This window comes from Limnohabitans sp. DCL3, from assembly GCF_048019295.1.
GTDB lineage: Bacteria > Pseudomonadota > Gammaproteobacteria > Burkholderiales > Burkholderiaceae_C > Limnohabitans_A.
Genome location: NZ_CP171842.1, coordinates 2,645,629 through 2,659,492 on the forward strand (window position 1 = coordinate 2,645,629; position 13,864 = coordinate 2,659,492).

The following is a 13,864-nucleotide window of genomic DNA, read 5'->3' on the forward strand; positions in this document are numbered from 1 at the left end:
CTTTTCATTTGCTCTGCCAAGCCCGCCACATCCCCCACTCCAACGTCGCAGACACCAGCACCAAAGCGATGTAGGTGTTCATTTTCCCGTCCTGACCATACAGCCATAAACCGGCCACCAAGACCAGCACACCCATCACGGCATGGACCGCCATATGGCGACGAACTGGTCTGGCGCCAGGGCCCAAGACCCATCGCCCAGCCCAAGGCATGAAAACAGCCATGGCCAATGCGGGCAGGATGAATCCTCCAAGATGGAGCAGGAACAAACCCAATGTCATGTGGCCTCTCATGGATCCAAGGGATACACCGATTTTGCGTCACTTTTTTGTCAAATTGTGCCTCGACTGCTGCGTCAACGTCACAACCTTCAAAATGTGTCAACCTCGGTTGACACGCCATGCCTATAATGGCCTCCATGGCTGTATGGACCTTGGGTTTGAACCACACCACTGCACCGCTGGATTTGCGCGGTCGGTTCGCGTTCGCCGTGGACAAATTGGTTCCCACCCTTCAAGGGCTGCGGCGCGATCTGGCCCATCGCATGTCACAAGAACCCGAAGCGGCCATCCTGTCGACCTGCAACCGCACCGAAATCTATTGCGCCGCTGACCAGGCCGCCACCAACGACACCCTGCGTTGGCTGGCGCAAACCGGCGGCGTGAGTGCTTCCGAGTTGCACGCACACACCTATTTGCTCGAAGGCAATGAAGCTGCCCGTCACGCCTTTCGCGTGGCCAGCGGTCTGGACTCGATGGTGCTGGGCGAGGCGCAAATTCTGGGTCAACTCAAAGATGCTGTTCGGGCAGCCGAACAAGCCGGCGCTCTGGGCAGCACCCTGAACCAATTGTTTCAGCGCAGCTTCGCCGTGGCCAAAGAGGTGCGCAGCGCCACCGAAATCGGTGCCCACTCGATCAGCATGGCCGCCGCCTCGGTGCGACTGGCCAGCCAGTTGTTCGAAGACCTCAAGGACATCCGCGTCCTGTTTGTCGGCGCAGGCGAGATGATCGAGTTGGTGGCCACCCATTTTGCAGCCAAGCAACCTCAAAGCATGGCCATCGCCAACCGGAGCATGGACCGAGGTGAGTTGCTCGCCAACCGTTTCGGGGCCGAAGTGATGCGCCTGGCCGATCTGCCTGACCGCCTGCACGAGTTTGATGCGGTCATCAGCTGCACCGCGAGCACCCTGCCCCTGATCGGTTTGGGCGCGGTGGAGCGGGCCCTGAAAAAACGCAAATACCGGCCCATGTTCATGGTCGACTTGGCCGTCCCCCGCGACATTGAACCCGAAGTGAAATCGCTGGAAGACGTCTACCTGTACACCGTGGACGATTTGGCCAGCGTGGTACAAGCCGGACAAGCCCAGCGACAAGCGGCCGTGGCCGAGGCCGAGGTCATCATCGATGCGGGTGTGCAAAGCTTCAGCCATTGGCTGGGCCAACGCGACACCGTGCCATTGATTCAGCAACTGCAAAACCAAGCCGATGCCTGGCGCGAAGCCGAACTGGCCCGCGCACGCAAACTGCTGGCCCGGGGTGACGACCCGATCGCGGTCATGGAAGCCTTGTCCAAAGGCCTGACCCAAAAAATGCTGCATGGCGCCATGGCCGAGTTGCGGGGGGCAGACCCCGAACACCGCGACCAGACCATGCACACGGTGCAACGCGTGTTCTTGCGCAAAGAGCGTTAGCGGCTGCTTCAGTGGGTCGGGGCTTGGCCTCCGACAAACTCTTCTTGCCCCCCTGCAGCTTGATCTGCGGCCCCCACAACAGCCCTGGCATGAAACCCTTTTTGATCCAACAACTCCAACGCTACGCGCTGCGCTTGACGGAGCTGGACTTTCTGCTCTCGCGCGAAGACATCATGGCCGACATGGCGCAATTTCTGAAACTCTCGCGCGAGCACGCCGAGGTCAGCGCAGTGGCCTCGCGCTTTTCCCGCTTCCAACAACGCAGCGCCGATCTGTCGACGGCGCAAGCCCTGCTGTCTGACGACGACATGCGCGAAATGGCCGAAGAAGAAGTGGCCAACGCCAGCGCCGAGTTGCAAACATTGGAAGCGGACTTGCAGCGCATGCTGCTGCCCAAAGACCCGGACGACGCCCGCTCGGCCTTTTTGGAAATCCGCGCTGGCACGGGAGGCGACGAGTCAGCGCTGTTTGCCGCCGACTTGCTGCGCATGTACACGCGCTTTGCCGAAACCCAAGGCTGGCGTTGCGAGATCGTGTCGGAGTCGGTGAGCGAGTTGGGCGGCTACAAGGAGGTGGTTGTCCGCGTTGAAGGCGACAACGTGTATGGTGCACTCAAGTTCGAGTCGGGCGGGCACCGGGTGCAGCGCGTTCCTGCCACCGAAACCCAAGGCCGCATCCACACCAGCGCTTGCACCGTGGCCGTGCTGGCCGAGCCGGACGAAGCCGAGGCGATCAAGATCAATCCGTCGGATTTGCGCATTGACACTTACCGCGCCAGTGGTGCGGGCGGTCAACACATCAACAAAACCGATTCAGCCGTGCGCATCACCCATTTGCCTACTGGCATCGTGGCAGAGTGCCAAGACGGCCGCAGCCAGCACAGCAACAAGGCCCAAGCCCTGAAAGTGTTGACGGCACGCATCCAGGAAAAAGACCGGGCCGAACGCGCTGCCAAAGATGCAGCTGAGCGCAAAAGCTTGATTGGCAGCGGCGATCGCTCGGACCGCATTCGCACCTACAACTTCCCCCAAGGGCGCCTGACGGACCACCGCATCAACCTGACTTTGTACAAGCTGCTCACCATCATGGAAGGCGACTTGCAGGACGTGGTGCACGCCCTTCAAAGCTGCGAAGCCGCCGAGCAACTGGCCGCTCTCGAAATCGGAGCCGTGGTCTGATGCTCACCGCAGCCGCCATCGACCAATGCCTGCGCCAAGCCCAAAACCTGGGTTTGGCACGGGTGGACGCACACATATTGCTTTTGCACTGCCTGCAACGCCCGCTGCACGACCGTGCCTGGCTCATGGCCCATGACAGCGACACGTTGACGGCTGCGCAATCCGCTGCGTGGCAAGACGCCCTGCAACGCCGACTGCGCGGCGAACCCGTGGCCTACATCACGGGCCGCAAAGATTTTTTTGGACTCACACTGGTCGTGGACGCCCGCGTGCTCGACCCACGCCCCGACACCGAAACCTTGGTAGATTGGGCCCTGGCCTGCCTGCCTGCCAGCGGCTCGCCACGGATTTTGGACTTGGGCACGGGCAGCGGTGCGGTGGCTTTGGCGCTCCAACACACCCGGCCCGATGCCAATGTGTGGGCCGTGGACGCCAGCGAAGACGCCCTGGCTGTGGCCCGCGCCAATGCCAGCCGTTTGCAGCTGGACGTGCAATTCATCGCCAGCGACTGGCTGAGCGCGCTGGATGTCCAGTGCACAGGCCGCTTTGACCTCATCGTCTCCAACCCGCCTTACGTGGCCGAGGGCGACCCTCACCTGGCCGCCCTCACCCATGAGCCCCTGCAAGCCCTGGCCAGCGGCCAAGACGGTCTGGATGACCTCCGCCAGATCATTGCGCAGGCCCCTGCCTGTCTGGCACCGGACGGCTGGTTGCTGCTCGAACATGGTTGGGACCAAGCAGCGCCGGTTCAAGCCCTGCTGCGGGAAGCTGGTTTTGTGCAGGTGCAGTCGCGCTGCGATCTGGGTGGCATCGAGCGCTGCACAGGCGCGATCATGCCAAAGTGACAGCAACATCCCTGTGAAAATGGCAGACTTTCAATCAGAGACATAATTCATCCCATCTGACATCGACCCCATTTGGAGCATCACTATGAGCGACACCCAGCAACGCATCGACGAACTCGTCAAAGGCAATGAAATCACCCTGTTCATGAAGGGCAGCGCCAGCTTTCCCATGTGCGGCTTTTCTGGCCGTGCCATCCAGATTCTTAAAGCCGTCGGCGTGGACACCAAGACGGTCAAAACCGTGAACGTGCTGGACGACGCCGAAATCCGTCAAGGCATCAAGGAATACAGCAACTGGCCCACCATCCCCCAGCTTTATGTCAAGGGTGAGTTCATCGGTGGCTCGGACATCATGATGGAAATGTACGAATCGGGCGAACTGCAACAAGTCATCAACGGCCAAGCCTGAACCAAGCCTCACGGGTTGGGCCCTTGGCTGCAAGGGCCATCAAACTGACCCGACAACAAGAAAAAAAGCCAGTCAACAGACTGGCTTTTTACGGGATGCGAAATCAGATCAACGGAATTTGGACTGAGGCACGACTTTCATATCGCCATCCAAGGAACCGATGTAACCGGCCATGGCCTTGAGTTCGGCATTGGAGAACTGCTTGGCAATGCCCCCCATCACACCATTGTTGCGCCCCCAGGTGGCTTGGTTTTCAACTTTGTAGGACTTGAGCGCCACAAACAAGAAATCTTTGTGCTGACCCGCAATTTTGGGGTAGCTCGGATCTATAGGCTTGGCGAAGTTGTCGCCATGGCAAGAGATGCAAGCACCTTTTTGCAACAAGGCTGCCACTTTGGCATCCGGTGCCTTGGGGGCTGTGGCGACCGGTTCAGTCTTGCCGTGCTGCTCGTAATAAGCACCGAGATCGGCCATGTCCTGCTCGCTCAAGGTGTCGGCAATGCCGCGCATGGTGGGGTGTTTGCGCTCGCCTTTTTTGTAAGCACTCAAAGCCGACACGATGTACTTGGCGTTCTGGCCAGAGATCATGGGGACGCGGTAAACCTCGGGGAAACTGGCTTGGTAGCCTTTGATACCGTGGCATCCAATGCACATGGCAATTTTTTGCTCAGCGGCTTTGGCATCGCCCTTGATTTCCTGGGCTTGGGCAGAAAAAGCCGTCACGGAAGCGACAGCCAAGGCGAACATCGAGGACAACAGCTTATTCATTTTGCTCACACAATCCAAATGATTGATAAAAATCAACTGCGGATTATATCGGGCTGGCCCTCATAATCCTGACAAGCTTTTTCCTGTTTTTGAGAACTGTTCAACATGAAATTCCAAGGTACCGAAAACTACGTGGCCACACCGGACCTGATGCTGGCCGTGAATGCCGCCATCACCCTCAAACGCCCGCTGCTGGTCAAAGGCGAGCCCGGCACCGGCAAAACCATGCTGGCCGAAGAAGTGGCCGAGGCCTTGGGCCTGCCCCTGCTGCAATGGCACATCAAATCGACCACCAAGGCCCAGCAAGGCCTGTACGAATACGACGCCGTCAGCCGTCTGCGCGATAGCCAACTGGGCGAAGAAAAAGTCAAAGACATTGAAAATTACATCATCAAGGGCGTGCTTTGGCAGGCCTTCACTTCCGATGTGCCGGTGGCCATCCTGATCGATGAGATTGACAAAGCCGACATCGAATTCCCGAACGATCTGCTGCGCGAGATCGATCGCATGGAGTTTTATTGCTACGAGACGCGCCAGCTGATCAAAGCCAAGACCCGGCCCCTGGTGTTCATCACCTCGAACAACGAAAAAGAGTTGCCGGACGCCTTTTTGCGCCGCTGCTTCTTCCACTACATCAAGTTTCCCGAGGCAGAAACGATGAAGCAGATCGTGGATGTGCACTTCCCCACGCTCAAGAAAGACCTGCTGGCCCTGGCACTCAAGACTTTTTACGACGTGCGTGGCTTACCGGGCTTGAAGAAAAAACCCTCGACCAGCGAACTGCTGGACTGGCTGAAGCTTTTGGTGGCCGAAGACATCCCGCTCGAAGCCCTGCAAAGCGCCGACCAGAAGGTCTCGGTGCCACCCTTGGTGGGCGCCCTGCTCAAGAACGAGCAAGACGTGACCCTGTTTGAAAAGCTGGTGTTCATGAACCAGCGCAACCGCTGACCCAGACGCCATGACCACTCCCAACCCTTTCATGGAAGGCATCTCGGATGCCGTGGGCTTTGTCGGCGGCGCCTTGGCTGGGTATTGGGCTGGCCAATGGCTCGGGCTGAACATCTTCAGCGCCGGTTATGACAACGCCAGCATTGGTGGCATTTTGCTGGTGGGCTTGGGCGGTGGCGCGGGCTTGCATTTGGCCCGCTATTGGCGCAGCAAACAAAAAGCCAAAGACGCTGACACAGACGCATCATGACCCCCTGGATTTCGCCTCTCACCCTCTCGGCTCGGCACGTCCAGCTTGCGCCGCTGTCGCACGCACACCACGACGCGCTGGTTGAAGCGGTGCGCGACGGCGAACTCTGGAACCATTGGTACACCGCCATCCCGACACCGGAAGGCATGTCCGTCGAAATCACCCGCCGACTGGACCTGCAAGCCAAAGGCAGCATGTGCCCATTCGCCGTGATCGATCCGGCCACCCGCCAAGCCGTGGGCATGACCACCTACATGAACATCGACGCGGCCAACCGCCGTGTTGAAATTGGCTCCACTTGGTACCGACGAAGTGTGCAGCGCAGCCCTCTCAATACCGAAGCCAAGCGCCTGCTGCTGGCACACGCCTTTGAACAGCTGAACTGCATCGCGGTGGAATTTCGCACGCATTTCTTCAACCAGCAAAGCCGCCGCGCCATCGAGCGCTTGGGCGCCAAGCTCGACGGTGTGTTGCGCAGCCACCAGATCAACCCACACCCCATGGCCCCCGGTGCACTGCGCGACACCTGTGTCTACAGCATCGTGGCCTGCGAATGGCCCAATGTGAAAACGCATTTGGACTACCAACTCGCTCGCGTTCGGGCCTGAGCACGGAGACACGCCATGCTGATCGATTTTTTCTACACCCTGCGTGCCGCCAAATTGCCTGTCTCGGTGCGCGAGTACCTGACACTGCTTGAAGCCTTGCAAGCCCATGTGGTCGGCCCGGCATCTGACGCCTGCAGCATCGACGACTTCTACCACCTGGCCCGCACCGTGATGGTCAAAGACGAGAAGCATTTCGACAAGTTCGACAAGGCCTTCGGCGCTTACTTCAAGGGCGTTGAAATGCTGACCGACTTCACCAAAGAAGTGCCCCTCGACTGGCTGGAAAAGATTTTGCAAAAGGAACTCACGCCCGAGCAAAAAGCCGCCATCGAGAAGATGGGCTGGGATGAGCTGATGGACACGCTCAAGAAGCGCCTCGAAGAACAAAAAGAGCGGCACGAAGGCGGCAACAAGTGGATTGGTACCGGCGGCACCTCGCCTTTTGGCAACGGTGGCCACAACCCGCAAGGCATTCGCATTGGCGGCAAAGGCGGCAACCGCAGTGCCGTGAAAGTGTGGGAACAACGCGCCTACAAAGACTACGACGACCAACAAGAGCTGGGCACACGCAACATCAAGGTGGCGTTGCGCCGCTTGCGCCGCTTTGCCCGCGAAGGCTCGGTGGAAGAGCTGGACTTGGATGGCACCATCCGCAAAACGGCAGCCAATGCCGGTTACCTCGACATCCTGATGCGGCCCGAGCGCCACAACAACGTGAAAGTGCTGCTGCTCATGGACGTGGGCGGCACGATGGACGACCACATTGCCCGCGTCGAAGAAATGTTCTCGGCCGTGAAGGCCGAGTTCAAGCACCTCGATTTTTATTACTTCCACAACTGCGTCTATGACTTCATGTGGAAGAACAACAAACGCCGCTATGCCGAGAAGTTCCCGACTTGGGACATTCTGCGCAAGTACAACAAGGACTACAAGCTGATCTTCATTGGGGACGCCACCATGAGCCCCTATGAGATTTTGCAAAAAGGCGGCAGCGTTGAGTACAACAACGAAGAGGCCGGGGCCGAGTGGCTGCAGCGCCTGACGCACACCTTCCCCAAATTCGCCTGGATCAACCCGGAACCGCAAGGCGTGTGGCAATACCGCCAGAGCATCTCCATCATCCAGCAGCTCATGAGCAACCGCATGTTCCCGCTGACCCTCAAAGGGTTGGAAGACGCGATGCGCTTATTGAGCAAGTGAGTCTGCCCATCCGCTGAGGTGGGCTCATCCCGCCCTGTAAAATCTCCCACACGCCACCGTAGTTCAATGGATAGAACTCTCCCCTCCTAAGGGAGTGATACAGGTTCGATTCCTGTCGGGGGCACCAAACTTAAGCCCTTATCGGGCCCACCGCGACCAATCGCTCGATAGCACGGCGAAGCGGCGCTGACTTGGTACCTTGTCCAACGGACTTCACGGTGTAACGGTGTCCGGCGGGCAGCAAATGCAACTGCACACCCAACATTTCAATCTGATCAAGCGTTTCCAAATCGTCCACATTCGATTGCATCTGTGAAGGATCTACCAGGGTCACAGTTCCTTGACCAATGACTTCGATGCCCTCTCCGCGCTCAATCACCAACGCAGTGTCTTCGTCAATGCCCACGCCCAACAAATCCGGCCGCATGGCCAGGGTGGACAACAGTCGAGGCAAACGTCTGCGCTCAGAAAAATGCTGATCCACCACAGCTTGTGACAGAAAACCCAAACCGATATCGGTCTCCACTGCTTCCTTGCTGGGGCGAAGCACCGAAGGCCCCTGGGCAATCATGTGGCGCGACATGACAGCAGCCCCTGCGCTGGTCCCGCCAATGCAGCAAGCGTTCATGTGAAATGATTGGTGCAAGGACTGATAAGCCAAGCTGTCCCACAAAATCGCCATCAATTTGGACTGGTCACCGCCACTCATGAAAATGCCATCCGCCTGCAAGATTTCGGCCTGAACAGCCGCTGATTGAGCACTCTCACGATCATCTATGGGCAACCGATCTACATCGCTCACACCCAAAGCATGAAACGCCTCGCGGTAACTTTGCCAGACACCTTGCGGATCACCACTGGCCGCTGTGATGATCCGTATCTTGGCCTGAGGGCCACCACAATAGTCTGAAAATTTGCGCAAGATGATGCGATCTTTCAAACGATCCTCAGCACCACCCACGATGACCAACCGGGGCACCTTGGGCCTCTGCGCCCAAATCGGTAAAACACCCGCAGCGGTCATGGCCAGACCGCTGACCATGCTCCCTATAAATTTTCTTCGGCTCATGCTGTCACTCTAACCCAAGCCTGTGAATGTATGGTTGGGCGCAGTACTTCTACAATAAGACACATTGCAAGATAGATTTATTTCCCATCGGAGTTCTATGAAGTTTGTGCAAGATTACTGGCCCATGATTGCTTTGGGCCTTTGGCTGGCTTACAAATGGTGGAACACTCACCGCGTCAAGGGGATGCTGCCAAAACTCAAGGCTGAGGGCGCGACGCTGATCGATGTCCGCTCCCTGGCTGAATTTTCATCGGGTAACGCCCCTGGCTCGGTCAACATACCGCTCAATGAACTGGGCCATCGCTTGAATGAGATTTCCCGCGAGACACCTGTCGTGGTGGGCTGCGCCAGTGGTACCCGCAGCGGCATGGCGAAAATGCTTTTGAAAAAGCATGGTTTCAAGCAGGTCTACAACGTGGGCGCCTGGCGTCACTTCATGGGTTGAGCGATGCCACCCCCCACGCCTATTGCGTGGGCCTGTGAACCTCATTGGGCAAGTCAGGCGCCCGTTTATCCCCCTTAAAACGCTTCTTTTTCCGCCTCAAGATAGGCCAGACTGGTGTACTTGCCAATGTTGCCTTCATAGCCCTGCATGGCTCTGGCGCGGGAGGCCACACGCGGGTCTTTCAGAACCGCCGCTTTGGCCTCGGCTTCGGACTTACCGTCTTTGACGGCTTGTAAGCAAGGCTCCCAAATGCCCGCCAAGAACTCGCCATAAGTCTTGAGCAAGTCTTTGCTGCCCAAGCCATGGCCGGGCACCCACATTTGCTCACCAGCGGCCGCCTCCAAGGCCTTGTAATACTTGAAGGTGCCGACATAAGAGCCCTCGTCCATGTTGGCAATGCGGTTGGCCATGGCGATGTCGCCGACCGCCGTGAGTTTGTCTTGCACGACCTCGACACACAGGTCAGAGGGGGTATGGGCCGTGCCATAGTGGTGCATGCGAAAACTCACGTCACCGATTTGAATGACTTGGCCATGCTGCACGGGCGTGTTGGGAAGAACCACTTGCGTGCCCAAAGTAGACTGGTTGGTCCAGCGCTCCATCAGGCTGCGCCACAAATTGCCTTCGGCCCCTTTGAGTTTTTCAATGGTGCTGGGCAGCGCATAAATGGGCAGCTTGTCGCCATAAGTTTTGACAAAAGCGTGATTCCCCAGCCAATGGTCACCGTGGTAGTGGCTGTTGAACACCGCCACCACGGGTTTGTCGGTCACCTTGCGGATCATGCGGATCGCCATTTGACCGATCTGCAGGGAGGCACCGGAATCGATCACCACCACACCTGCAGAGGTCACCGCAAAAATCACATTGGACATCATGCCGCGGTTTTCAACGGTCGGAAAACCATCCGGAGAGAACACCATCCACACGTGCGGCGACAGCTGTTTGGCCGGGATATCCCCCACAGGTGGCCCCTCGATGAATTCCTGCGCTTGCTGTGCCAGCAATCGTGCTTCAGGCCACAGGGCTGCGCTGCCTATGGCTGCGCTGGCCCATAACAGTTGTCTTCTTTTCATGGTGACTCCTCCTTCAAGTGCAACGCCCGTGGGTACTGGGAGGCGCTGCACACACACATCAAGCCGCGTAGCCTTTGTTGGGCAATGCACCCATGATTTTGGGCGCGTTGAGTTGGCGTGGTTTGATGCGACCACCTTGCGCCTTGAGCCAAGTCTCGACCACTTCCCACACCTGCTTGTTGCCCTGGTGACGCGCCTCTTCGGCCACAGGGGCCCAGCCCGCCACCTTGTATTTTTTGCCCGCCTCGATGAGCTGCCCCTTCAAACGCAAATCGCCAATGCGTGTGCCCATGGTGCCCACGGGGTTGCAGCTGTAGCTCAAACCGCCCACACGCACCATGTCGCCACCTTGTTGGTAGTAAGGATCTGGGTTGAACAGGTTGTCGGCCACGTCTTCGAGCACGGTCTTGATGGTCTCACCCGTCATCTCGGTTACCGTGGCATAAGAGTAGGTGGTGGCGGTCATGTCCAGCAACCACTCGCGCGTGATGGCTTGGCCCGGCAAAAGCGTGGTGCCCCAACGGAAGCCAGGTGAGAATGCGATCTCTGCACCTTGAACGTCGAGCAGTGCGTCCACCAGCAACTGGTCGCCCGTGCCGTTGAAGTTGCCACGGCGATAGAGCAAACCATCGGTCACCGCCAGTTTTTCGGCCAGTTTGGACTCGTAGGGTGCTCGGATCTTGTTGATCAAGGCGTCCATCTCTTTGTCGGCCGGCAGCATGTTGGAGAACACGGGCAGCAGCTTGTAGCGGAAGTCGCTGACTTTTTTGTCTTTCACATCAAAGTCGAGCACGCCCAAAAATTTGCCGTTCGAGCCCGCATTGGTCACCAAGGTCTTTCCACCTTTGTTGGACACGATGGAGGCCACGGGCATGCCGTCGTGGGTGTGCCCCCCCATGATGGCGTCGATGCCACTCACGCGGCTGGCCATCTTCAGATCCACATCCATGCCGTTGTGGCTGATGACCACGACGACCTGCGCACCTTTGCCGCGGGCTTCGTTGACCATCTTTTGCATGTTTTCGTCCTGGATGCCGAACTCCCAGTCGGCCACCATGTAACGGGGGTTGGCAATCGGGGTGTAAGGGAAAGCCTGGCCGATGATGGCGCAAGGCACGCCATTGATTTCGCGGATCACATAGGGCTTGAACACCGGGTCGCCAAAGTCGCTGGTCTTGATGTTTTGCGCCACAAAGTCGACCTTGCCGGCAAAGTCTTTTTCAACGATTTCCTTGACGCGCTCCATGCCCAGAGTGAATTCCCAGTGGCCGGTCATCACGTCCACGCCCAGCAGTTTGCAGGCGTCCACCATGTCCTGGCCGTTGGTCCACAAGCTGGTGCCCGAGCCTTGCCAGGTGTCACCACCGTCGAGCAGCAAAGCACCAGGACGGCTGGCCTTCATGCGCTTGACCAGGGTGGCCAGATGCGCAAAGCCACCGACCTTGCCATAGCGCTTGGCGGCTTTTTCATAGTCAAGGAAGGTCAAAGCATGCGCCTCGGCCGTGCCGGGACGGATTTTGGCCACCTTGAGCAAATACTCACCCACCAAATGCGGCAAATTGCCTTCCATGGAGCCAATGCCCATGTTGATGCTGGGTTCGCGGAAATAGATCGGCTTGAGCTGCGCGTGGCAGTCGGTCATGTGCAGGAATGAGACGTTGCCGAACTTGGGAATATCGTAGAGCCCATTGGATGCAGTGGTCGCACTGGCTTCGGCAAAAGAGCCCATGCTCATGCCAGCCATCGTGCCGGCGCCCATGACTTGGATAAATTCACGTTTGGAGAGATTCATATTTGCAACCACTGATATATAGAAACTTTAAAAACCCGGACCAGCCGGGTTTTCAGGGGATTACTGATTGACGGGCGATTTCGGATCGAGCAACAAGCCCACGATGTGGCGGACCTGTGTTTCGTTCAAGATGCCCATGTGGCCCGCGCGAGGCATGTTGGAACAAGCGTTGTAGGCCTTGGCGTTCCAAATCTTGCCCCAGGTGTATTCCACAATGGCCTTGCTGGCGGGGTCGTTGGGATTGGACACGCCGCGGATCTTGCCGTAGTTGTACAAGCTCGGCCCAATGGTGCCGTAAGAAATTTCTTCCTTGCTGATCTGATGGCAGTTGTAGCAATTGCCCCCGTTGACCGCCGTCGCGGAATCTGTCCAAGTCAGGCCGCGGCCACTTTGCGCAATGGCTTCGCCCTGCTTCCAGTCACCGATGAACTTGCCGTCCGACGGCCACTTGATGGCTTTGAGGTTGGATTCTTCGATGGCTTTGGCGGTTTTTTCGTCCAAGGGCTTGCCTGCCACATCCGCATCACTGCAAGCACGGTTGGTTTCGTCAGTGGCTGTGATGCGCTCCACTTTCACGTAGCTTTCATCGCGGAAAGAGGCCTTCACGATTTTTTCCGTCAAGGCATTGAGCTCAGCCACAGAAGGGCCGGAGGCACAGCCGGCTGCGACCAAAGCGGCGGTCAAGCTGGCCAAAACGAGTTGGGTCTTTTTGTTCATGTGTTTCTCCTGCTCAGATCAGCGTTTGATGGCCGGTGCAATTGAGGCAGCACCCTTGGCATTGACACCCAGGTATGTGGCCAACGCCACAGTGGCATCACTGGCGAAACCCGGATAGGGAAACCGCTGCTGGCGGTAGCAATCGTTCAGACGCAGCTGCATGCTCCACATTTGACCATTCGAGACACGGTAGGCTGGCCACGCGGCGAAGCCAACACCATCACCGGGGTTTTTGGTCAGAATCGGCAAGTCTTGCAAACGGATGCGCTTGCCTTCTTCACCGTGGCAAGAAGCGCAAGAAAAATCGTGCGGACCACCCCGTTGGAAGAACAAACGTTTGCCCACTTCGTAGAACGTTTTCTCTTGCGCATGCGATTGCGACAAGTTGAACTTCATGCCCTTGGACTCGGCAGCGATCCAAGTCGCCAATGCGGTGACATTGGCCATTTCTCCACGGCCAAATGCGGTCTTGGAGATTTCGGCGGCATTGAAACCTTGCAGGGTTTCCATGCACGTGACCAAACGGGACTCCAAGTCTTGCATGCGCTGGGTATCTGCAAAGTAACGAGGCAATGACACAAAAGCGCCTTTGACCACACCAGGCCCTTGACCCAAGTCGCATTTCTCAAGCGATGCATTTTTGGGTCCACGTGCTTTTTTCCAGAGGTCTTCGCCTTTGGCTTCAAAAAGATCGGCAGGGTTGCCGTCTTGCAGCATGGCGCGGTATTCGTCAATGCCTTGACTGGCTGTTTTTTGGGCCAAGGCGGAGGCCGCCGTCAGTGCCATGGCCAAGGCCAAGGACAGGGTAGATGCTTTGTTCATTGTCACCTCTGTTGGAATTTTTCAAACGCAAAAAGGGTGAAGCGGTCACTT

Annotated in this window: 16 protein-coding genes and 1 tRNA gene; 10 read left to right on the forward strand and 7 right to left on the reverse strand. The window is 57.7% G+C overall.

Annotation, left to right across the window (positions count from 1 at the left end):
* Nucleotides 1-4: 4 nt before the first annotated feature.
* Nucleotides 5-280, reverse strand: a complete 276-nt coding sequence (locus ACHEXK_RS11750; protein ID WP_416546389.1) for a hypothetical protein — start codon at nucleotides 278-280, stop codon at nucleotides 5-7.
* A 137-nt stretch (nucleotides 281-417) separates the two neighbouring features.
* Between ACHEXK_RS11750 and hemA the strand changes: the two genes are divergently transcribed.
* The 4 genes from hemA (at nucleotide 418) to grxD (ending at nucleotide 4,121) form a co-directional block, all read left to right on the forward strand.
* The gene (gene hemA, locus ACHEXK_RS11755; protein WP_416546391.1) at nucleotides 418-1,689 is read left to right on the forward strand and encodes a glutamyl-tRNA reductase; all 1,272 of its coding nucleotides are present in this window, start codon (nucleotides 418-420) and stop codon (nucleotides 1,687-1,689) included.
* A gap of 89 nt (nucleotides 1,690-1,778) precedes the next feature.
* The gene (gene prfA / locus ACHEXK_RS11760; protein WP_416546393.1) at nucleotides 1,779-2,867 is read left to right on the forward strand and encodes a peptide chain release factor 1; all 1,089 of its coding nucleotides are present in this window, start codon (nucleotides 1,779-1,781) and stop codon (nucleotides 2,865-2,867) included.
* A complete protein-coding gene (gene prmC, locus ACHEXK_RS11765; protein WP_416546395.1) occupies nucleotides 2,867-3,712 on the forward strand; it encodes a peptide chain release factor N(5)-glutamine methyltransferase in 846 nt (281 codons plus the stop codon). The genes prfA and prmC overlap by 1 nt, the downstream gene beginning before the upstream one ends.
* 85 nt (nucleotides 3,713-3,797) lie before the next feature.
* Nucleotides 3,798-4,121, forward strand: coding sequence for a Grx4 family monothiol glutaredoxin (gene grxD, locus ACHEXK_RS11770; RefSeq protein WP_416546397.1), 324 nt, complete (start codon nucleotides 3,798-3,800; stop codon nucleotides 4,119-4,121).
* Between the two features lie 108 nt (nucleotides 4,122-4,229).
* Here grxD and ACHEXK_RS11775 read toward each other — a convergent pair whose 3' ends face one another.
* Complete coding sequence (locus tag ACHEXK_RS11775) at nucleotides 4,230-4,889, reverse strand: c-type cytochrome (RefSeq protein WP_416546399.1); 660 nt, start codon at nucleotides 4,887-4,889, stop codon at nucleotides 4,230-4,232.
* 105 nt (nucleotides 4,890-4,994) lie between these two features.
* Between ACHEXK_RS11775 and ACHEXK_RS11780 the strand changes: the two genes are divergently transcribed.
* From ACHEXK_RS11780 to ACHEXK_RS11800, 5 genes are all read left to right on the forward strand, one after another.
* Nucleotides 4,995-5,837 carry an AAA family ATPase gene (locus ACHEXK_RS11780; RefSeq protein WP_416546401.1) on the forward strand — a complete coding sequence of 281 codons (843 nt, stop codon included), beginning with the start codon at nucleotides 4,995-4,997 and terminating at the stop codon, nucleotides 5,835-5,837.
* A gap of 10 nt (nucleotides 5,838-5,847) precedes the next feature.
* Nucleotides 5,848-6,087: a hypothetical protein gene (locus ACHEXK_RS11785; protein ID WP_416546403.1), complete on the forward strand. Its 240-nt coding sequence runs from the start codon at nucleotides 5,848-5,850 to the stop codon at nucleotides 6,085-6,087.
* Nucleotides 6,084-6,695 (forward strand): GNAT family N-acetyltransferase, encoded by a 612-nt coding sequence (locus ACHEXK_RS11790; protein WP_416546405.1) that lies wholly within the window; start codon nucleotides 6,084-6,086, stop codon nucleotides 6,693-6,695. The genes ACHEXK_RS11785 and ACHEXK_RS11790 overlap by 4 nt, the downstream gene beginning before the upstream one ends.
* Nucleotides 6,696-6,710: 15 nt before the next feature.
* Nucleotides 6,711-7,895, forward strand: a complete 1,185-nt coding sequence (locus ACHEXK_RS11795) for a vWA domain-containing protein (protein WP_416546407.1) — start codon at nucleotides 6,711-6,713, stop codon at nucleotides 7,893-7,895.
* A gap of 52 nt (nucleotides 7,896-7,947) precedes the next feature.
* Nucleotides 7,948-8,022, forward strand: a tRNA-Arg gene (locus tag ACHEXK_RS11800).
* A 3-nt stretch (nucleotides 8,023-8,025) separates the two neighbouring features.
* Here ACHEXK_RS11800 and ACHEXK_RS11805 read toward each other — a convergent pair.
* Complete coding sequence (locus ACHEXK_RS11805) at nucleotides 8,026-8,964, reverse strand: cyanophycinase (RefSeq protein WP_416546409.1); 939 nt, start codon at nucleotides 8,962-8,964, stop codon at nucleotides 8,026-8,028.
* A gap of 97 nt (nucleotides 8,965-9,061) precedes the next feature.
* On the opposite strand from ACHEXK_RS11805, the gene ACHEXK_RS11810 reads away from it, so the two are divergent.
* Nucleotides 9,062-9,409, forward strand: coding sequence for a rhodanese-like domain-containing protein (locus ACHEXK_RS11810; RefSeq protein WP_416546411.1), 348 nt, complete (start codon nucleotides 9,062-9,064; stop codon nucleotides 9,407-9,409).
* Between the two features lie 74 nt (nucleotides 9,410-9,483).
* On the opposite strand, the gene ACHEXK_RS11815 is transcribed toward ACHEXK_RS11810, so the two are convergent.
* The 4 genes from ACHEXK_RS11815 to soxA are packed head-to-tail and all read right to left on the reverse strand — an operon-like array spanning nucleotide 9,484 to nucleotide 13,813.
* Complete coding sequence (locus ACHEXK_RS11815) at nucleotides 9,484-10,482, reverse strand: MBL fold metallo-hydrolase (RefSeq protein ID WP_416546413.1); 999 nt, start codon at nucleotides 10,480-10,482, stop codon at nucleotides 9,484-9,486.
* A 58-nt stretch (nucleotides 10,483-10,540) separates the two neighbouring features.
* Nucleotides 10,541-12,274, reverse strand: coding sequence for a thiosulfohydrolase SoxB (gene soxB / locus ACHEXK_RS11820; RefSeq protein ID WP_416546415.1), 1,734 nt, complete (start codon nucleotides 12,272-12,274; stop codon nucleotides 10,541-10,543).
* Nucleotides 12,275-12,334: 60 nt separating this feature from the next.
* A complete protein-coding gene (soxX, locus tag ACHEXK_RS11825) occupies nucleotides 12,335-12,991 on the reverse strand; it encodes a sulfur oxidation c-type cytochrome SoxX (RefSeq protein WP_416546417.1) in 657 nt (218 codons plus the stop codon).
* Nucleotides 12,992-13,009: 18 nt separating this feature from the next.
* Nucleotides 13,010-13,813 (reverse strand): sulfur oxidation c-type cytochrome SoxA, encoded by an 804-nt coding sequence (gene soxA, locus ACHEXK_RS11830; RefSeq protein ID WP_416546419.1) that lies wholly within the window; start codon nucleotides 13,811-13,813, stop codon nucleotides 13,010-13,012.
* Between the last annotated feature and the right edge of the window lie 51 nt (nucleotides 13,814-13,864).

Coding starts and splice junctions, on each gene's coding strand:
- prfA (WP_416546393.1), top strand. CDS start 1,779: ATGAAACCCTTTTTGATCCAACAACTCCAACGCTACGCGCTGCGCTTG.
- soxB (WP_416546415.1), bottom strand. CDS start 12,274: ATGAATCTCTCCAAACGTGAATTTATCCAAGTCATGGGCGCCGGCACG.
- soxA (WP_416546419.1), bottom strand. CDS start 13,813: ATGAACAAAGCATCTACCCTGTCCTTGGCCTTGGCCATGGCACTGACG.
- ACHEXK_RS11780 (WP_416546401.1), top strand. CDS start 4,995: ATGAAATTCCAAGGTACCGAAAACTACGTGGCCACACCGGACCTGATG.
- prmC (WP_416546395.1), top strand. CDS start 2,867: ATGCTCACCGCAGCCGCCATCGACCAATGCCTGCGCCAAGCCCAAAAC.
- ACHEXK_RS11805 (WP_416546409.1), bottom strand. CDS start 8,964: ATGAGCCGAAGAAAATTTATAGGGAGCATGGTCAGCGGTCTGGCCATG.
- ACHEXK_RS11750 (WP_416546389.1), bottom strand. CDS start 280: ATGACATTGGGTTTGTTCCTGCTCCATCTTGGAGGATTCATCCTGCCC.
- ACHEXK_RS11795 (WP_416546407.1), top strand. CDS start 6,711: ATGCTGATCGATTTTTTCTACACCCTGCGTGCCGCCAAATTGCCTGTC.
- ACHEXK_RS11815 (WP_416546413.1), bottom strand. CDS start 10,482: ATGAAAAGAAGACAACTGTTATGGGCCAGCGCAGCCATAGGCAGCGCA.
- grxD (WP_416546397.1), top strand. CDS start 3,798: ATGAGCGACACCCAGCAACGCATCGACGAACTCGTCAAAGGCAATGAA.
- soxX (WP_416546417.1), bottom strand. CDS start 12,991: ATGAACAAAAAGACCCAACTCGTTTTGGCCAGCTTGACCGCCGCTTTG.
- ACHEXK_RS11790 (WP_416546405.1), top strand. CDS start 6,084: ATGACCCCCTGGATTTCGCCTCTCACCCTCTCGGCTCGGCACGTCCAG.
- ACHEXK_RS11785 (WP_416546403.1), top strand. CDS start 5,848: ATGACCACTCCCAACCCTTTCATGGAAGGCATCTCGGATGCCGTGGGC.
- ACHEXK_RS11775 (WP_416546399.1), bottom strand. CDS start 4,889: ATGAATAAGCTGTTGTCCTCGATGTTCGCCTTGGCTGTCGCTTCCGTG.
- hemA (WP_416546391.1), top strand. CDS start 418: ATGGCTGTATGGACCTTGGGTTTGAACCACACCACTGCACCGCTGGAT.
- ACHEXK_RS11810 (WP_416546411.1), top strand. CDS start 9,062: ATGAAGTTTGTGCAAGATTACTGGCCCATGATTGCTTTGGGCCTTTGG.